6 protein-coding genes are annotated in these 5,552 nt (G+C 45.9%); 4 read left to right on the top strand and 2 right to left on the bottom strand.

Going from position 1 to position 5,552, the window contains the following annotated elements; all coding sequences use genetic code 11:
* From C1T29_RS12685 to C1T29_RS12675, 3 genes are all read left to right on the top strand, one after another.
* Positions 1-171, top strand: a 171-nt coding sequence (locus C1T29_RS12685; protein WP_208945458.1) for a DnaD domain-containing protein, incomplete at its 5' end; no start/stop codon positions are given.
* Between the two features lie 16 nt (positions 172-187).
* Positions 188-850 (top strand): endonuclease III, encoded by a 663-nt coding sequence (gene nth, locus C1T29_RS12680; RefSeq protein ID WP_023857420.1) that lies wholly within the window; start codon positions 188-190, stop codon positions 848-850.
* A 35-nt stretch (positions 851-885) separates the two neighbouring features.
* Positions 886-1,350: a YpoC family protein gene (locus C1T29_RS12675; protein ID WP_229030000.1), complete on the top strand. Its 465-nt coding sequence runs from the start codon at positions 886-888 to the stop codon at positions 1,348-1,350.
* A 20-nt stretch (positions 1,351-1,370) separates the two neighbouring features.
* On the opposite strand, the gene C1T29_RS12670 is transcribed toward C1T29_RS12675, so the two are convergent.
* Positions 1,371-4,040 carry a PBP1A family penicillin-binding protein gene (locus C1T29_RS12670; RefSeq protein WP_075213146.1) on the bottom strand — a complete coding sequence of 890 codons (2,670 nt, stop codon included), beginning with the start codon at positions 4,038-4,040 and terminating at the stop codon, positions 1,371-1,373.
* Positions 4,041-4,097: 57 nt separating this feature from the next.
* Positions 4,098-4,694: a Holliday junction resolvase RecU gene (gene recU / locus C1T29_RS12665; RefSeq protein ID WP_003182896.1), complete on the bottom strand. Its 597-nt coding sequence runs from the start codon at positions 4,692-4,694 to the stop codon at positions 4,098-4,100.
* Positions 4,695-4,773: 79 nt separating this feature from the next.
* On the opposite strand from recU, the gene C1T29_RS12660 reads away from it, so the two are divergent.
* Positions 4,774-5,552: DUF2515 domain-containing protein (locus tag C1T29_RS12660; RefSeq protein WP_231516578.1), on the top strand; the 779-nt coding region annotated here is incomplete at its 3' end.

Genomic DNA, 5,552 nt, shown 5'->3' with positions numbered 1-5,552 from the left:
AATTTCCGCTACATTGACCGGATTTTGTTTGAGTGGAAGAAAAACGGCATTTCAACAGTCGAACAAGCCGCAAACTACAGCCAAAGATTCAGGCGGAAGACCGCACCGCGGCAAAGTGAGCAAAAGGAGTATACAAGACAGGTTCCTTTTTACAATTGGCTTGAACAATAAAGTGAAAGGTGAAGACATGCTGACAAAAAAACAGATCGAGTTTTGTTTAGAAACAATCGGTGAAATGTTTCCGGATGCTGAATGCGAATTAGTCCATGACAATCCGTTTGAACTTGTCATCGCCGTCGCTTTATCGGCCCAATGCACAGATGCGCTTGTCAATAAAGTGACGAAAACGCTTTTCAAAAAATATAAAAAGCCTGAAGATTATCTTGCTGTTCCGCTTGAAGAGCTGCAGCAGGACATCAAATCGATCGGCTTATACCGGAATAAAGCAAAAAATATTCAAAAGCTCTGCAAAATGCTGCTGGAAGAATACGGCGGTGAAGTGCCGAAAGACCGGGATGAGCTGGTGAAACTTCCGGGCGTCGGGAGAAAAACCGCCAATGTCGTCGTTTCGGTTGCATTCGGTGTTCCCGCCATTGCCGTCGACACCCACGTGGAAAGGGTCTCAAAAAGGCTCGGCATTTGCAGATGGAAGGATTCGGTCACGGAAGTCGAAAAGACGCTGATGAAAAAAGTGCCTGAATCAGAGTGGTCCGTTACTCATCACCGCCTGATCTTTTTCGGACGCTATCACTGCAAGGCGCAAAGGCCGAAATGTGAAGAATGCCCGTTGTTTTCTCTGTGCAGGGAAGGGCAAAAACGATATAAAAAAGGGCTGGTGAAGCTGCCGTGACAAGCGTTTCTCTGTTGGACGAATACGAAAAAACGCTGCGTAAGAGAAGACCGGAATCCGGCGAAAAGCTTGACGTTCTTTTGGAAAATCCGCTCTGCTGCGATTTTTTTCTGGACATAGAAGAGGACAAGCCGTGGGAGCATGCGGAAGAATGGGTTCCGCTTCTGTTTGCGGCTTGGGAGCGTACAAAAGAAAAGCTTCTGCCCGTCTTTAAAACGAGAAAGTCAAGGTGCAGCCAGGATGATATGCTGAACGGGGTGTGCTGCTTGATCGCAAGCCTCCACTGGACGATGGGGGAGCCTGTCACAAGTCTCAACTGGGAGGCTATCACCCGTAAGGATTTTGGAGCTAAGCCGATGAACTGGACGGAACGCCTCGAGTTTATCCTCCAGAAACCAACGCAGTATCATTGTTTTATTCAGCTTGACGAATTGTTTACGGAAATGAAAAAGCAATTTTATAAATATGTTACCATCAATCATAAAAAAGCCACTCACTAAACTGTGAGTGGCTTTTTAGATTAATGGGTTCCGGTTGATTGACCATTGGAATTTGTTTGTTGATCATCTGTGTTGCTGTCTTGATCCGGGTTTTTGTTTTTGTCTTTATTCTGATCTTTGTTTTGATCATCGGCGTCATCATCTTTTCTGCCGTCTGTATTTCCCGGATTTTGATTGTTTTGATCTGGATTGCCTGAATTTTGATCATCCGGCTGATTAGAGTTGCCGTTATTTTGTTTGTCTTTGTCCTGATCATCATCAGCATCCTGCTTCTTCTCGTCATCCTCGTCTTTCTTTTCATCGTCCGCTTTTGACTCATCATCTTCAGCCGCATTGACTTTAAGCGTCACAGAAGCAGGGTCGCTTTCGCTATCTTCAGTAACGGCCGTGACTTGGAATTTGTAGACGGATCCTTCTTTTGCATTCGGTATGACGGCTTCTTTCGCACTGCTGTTTTGAATTTCGCTGTATCCGCCTCCGTCAACAGATTGTTTGACTTTAAAGGATACATCACCGTCTCCGGAATATGACCATGAAAGCTTGATGCTCTTTGATGCTTCATCATATTCTGCGCTCAAACCTGTCGGCTTGTCGGCATCTTCTTTTTCCTCATATTTTTTCGAAACAGTCGTCGGCTGTGTGCCTTTTACAAAGTACTCAGTGACTTTTTTATCGCTAGGCGTGTTGCTGCTGGCGAGCACCGGCGGGTTCGAGCCTTTTAGAACGGTCGCTTCAACGACGCTGTCAGGCTTTTCAAATGAGCCGCTGCCGTTGTCCACCTTGGCAATCAATTTTTTGAACAGAAGTTTGGCGACTTGCTGTTCGTTCGCGCTCAGCGAATTATGGCCAGATTTTCCGGTCCAGACGGCAGCTGTGTATTGCGGTGTATAGCCGACAAACCAAGAATCTCTTGCTCCATTAGGATTTATGCCATATTTTTTGATATCGGCTTCTTCAAAGTTGGTTGTACCTGTTTTACCAGCTACAGTAACATTAGGAACTTGTGCGGCTCTACCTGTTCCCGTCTGGACGGCTGTTTGTAGCATATCCGTCATCATGAATGCCGTGTAGTCGCTCATGGCAGCCTTTGATTCAGGCGTCAAGTCAAGTTTTGTGCCGTCATTGAATTCCACCGCTGTGACGGTGTGCGGCTCATTGTAGTAGCCGTTGTTGCCGAATGCGCTGTACGCTCCGGCCATTTGCAGTGTCGATACACCGTTTCCGAACCCACCGATCGCATAGGATTCGTGTAACTCATCCTTATCAATCGAAAGGCCAAGGCCTTTTGCAAAATTTAACACGTTATCTTTACCGGCAGCCTGAAACGCTTTTAAAGCAGGGATGTTTCTTGAATCGGCGAGTGCCTCTCTCATTGACATCCAGCGTTTGTAATTCCGGTCATAGTTATGAATTTCCTGGCCAGTTGAATATTTGTACGGCTCATCTTTAATCTGTTCATATGTCGACCATTTTTTGTTCTCAATAACAGGTCCGTAGTCAAGGATCGGTTTGATTGTTGAACCCGGTTGGCGTTTTTCATCAACTGCATAATTCCAGTCGCCCGTATTTCGATTTCGCCCGCCGCCGATCGCGCGGATTTCTCCGGTTTTTGTATCAAGCAAGGTGAGGCCGGCCTGCATTTTTTCGGTATACTGGATCGAATCGCCGTCCATCAGCTCATCCACATAATCCTGGGCGTCTGTATCAATCGTCGTGTAAATCTTCAGTCCGTCCGTTCCCGGAGTGACGTTCGCTTTTTCTTTTACTTCGGCGACGGCCTGCTCGACAAACGCGCTGTATTTGTTGGACGTTGTTTTTGCGTACTCCTTCGGAGAGACAAGGCCTTTTGTGACGGCTACTTTTTTCGCTTTGTTGTACTCTGCGTCAGAGATAAAGCCGTGTTTATTCATCAGACTCAGCACGACATTGCGCCGTTTCTCGGCTTTTTCCGGATGTTTAATCGGGTTGTAGTTATTCGGGCTTTGCGGCATGCCGGCAAGCGTTGCGGCCTGCTCGACCGTTAAGTCGTTAAGATCTGTAACCCCGTAGAACTGCTCAGCCGCTTTTCCGACACCGTAGGCTTGCGGCGAGAAGTAAATCCGGTTTAAATACATTTCCAGAATTTCGTCTTTTGAATATTTTCTCTCGAGCTGGAACGACAGCCAGACTTCCTGGACTTTCCGTTTCAGCGTTTTTTCATGTGACAGAAGGGAGTTTTTGACGACCTGCTGTGTGATCGTACTTCCGCCTTCAGAACCGAATCCGCCTTCGAAGTTTGCCAGAAGCGCTCCTCCGATCCGGATCGGGTCGACGCCGTGGTGGTCATAGAAACGCGCGTCTTCCGTTGCAAGAAATGCGTTTTTGACGGAATCAGGGATGTCTTTAATCGACACGTACGTCCGCTTTTCTGAACCAATTTCGGCGATTTCTTTTCCGTTTTTGTCATAGACGGTGGAAGAGTACGGTGTTTTCAGTTTTGCGTCATCAAGGGACGGCGAGTCCGCTACCATCACCGCAAAAGTGACGCCCCCGGCAATCAAGCCGATAACACCAATGATTAAAATGGATAAAAGAATTTTTTTAAACAATCCTGCTTTTTTCTTTTTCTTGGGTTTAGAATGAGTATTAGACCTGCTATTGCCCTGCTGGGCTTTTCGCCGTTCCTGGCGGCTGTTAAATTGATCTGACATAACATCTCAACCTTTCGTAGTTAAACCTTTCCGCTCACATGACTTTTAAATCATAATTTATGATGGCGAAAAATACAACTGATCAATAATCTTAATATAATCAATTCTTGGCGAGTATCCAAGTGAAATAGGGTGAGCGGCTTCCTGAAGCTCGTCTTTTCGGATCGATTTTCTGCCGTTTTGCTTTTTCCGCTCCCAGAAATAAAATAATTTTTCTGCTTCCAAAAAATAAATTTCTTCAAAAGCGGATATGATAACAAAACAAATGCCGTCTTGCGCCACAACCTGCTTCATATGCTCGATCTGATGATCGTGGAAATTCTGAAGCGGGAAAGAGGTCCGGCTCTTCGTTTCTTTCGCTTCAAAATCGATGTAGCGGCCTTTATAAACCCCATTATAATCAGTAGTTGACGACTGCTTGAAATATGCTTCCTTGATCACCGCAGCGCTTCGCTTCGGATAATCGACCTGAACAATCTGTACAGGAGTCGGTTTTTTATGGATGACCGCAATCGAATGAGATTGATAATACATATTCGTTTCATTCAGGTCATCTTCGAGGGTCATGCCGCGATTGGAATACGACGGCTTCTTTTGCAAGGATGAGGCAGCTGTTTTCGGCTGATACGATTTGCCGTTCGGGTAACGAATCACTTTCTTCATCCTCCTTTTACAAAAATCTGGATACTAACGGAAGTGGCTGATCTTGCACAACACTTTTTCCGCGGCGGAGCTGACGAGCCGCATTCAAGAGCTAACCGCAAAACTGAACAAGGACAATATCTCACGGACAAATGCCTACAAACGCTACTTTGACCGCCATCCTGAAATCAAGTGGTCGTTTTTGGCTTCATTTGTTTCCAGGAATGCCGGCTGGTCGATGACCGATTTAAAAGGGCGTTTATTCGAGCTCGGACTTACGGCTTTTCAGCAGAACTGGCTGTTTTTAACGTATGAAAGAGCGAACTGGCTGATTTTTTCGGACGCCTATCCGCAGCTCCTGTTATACCATTGGTCCAAGCAGCTTGGCCAGCCGCTGTTTCATTTGCTCTCCTCATTTGGTGTGTCTTCATTTATGAAAACGGAGTGGGAGCGGTTCTGGCATGAGCGCGATCAAAAGCGGCTCATGTACGCTCTCATTATAAATGAACAAAACACTATCCAAACTCCTATTATACAAAATCCTTTGTTTAAAAAGAATGTTTTTCAGACGATTCCTTTTCAGCTATGTGAATGGTTTCACTTCAACACAGTCATTTTTCCGACGGTAGAAGGCGTTTTTTACGGCGTGTCTGTCAAACGCTTCACTAGTTTAAAGGAAAGGATCAAGCTCGGCAAGCAATTAAGCGAGCTGCTGTTTTCGCCTGAGCTTTTCCCCGGTTTTTTTCACTTTACATCATGTGTTCCGCATACCGGGTCGCGCTTTGATATGGAACGCTGGGCAGGGGTTAAAATCAGAACCTCGCCATTTTTGAGAACGTGTTATCCCGTTGTTGCCCATTCATTAGACGG

The organism is Bacillus sp. MBGLi79 (assembly GCF_002953915.1).
Note: the sequence above shows the minus strand (reverse complement) of the source record. Positions and strands in the feature narration are given on the sequence as shown.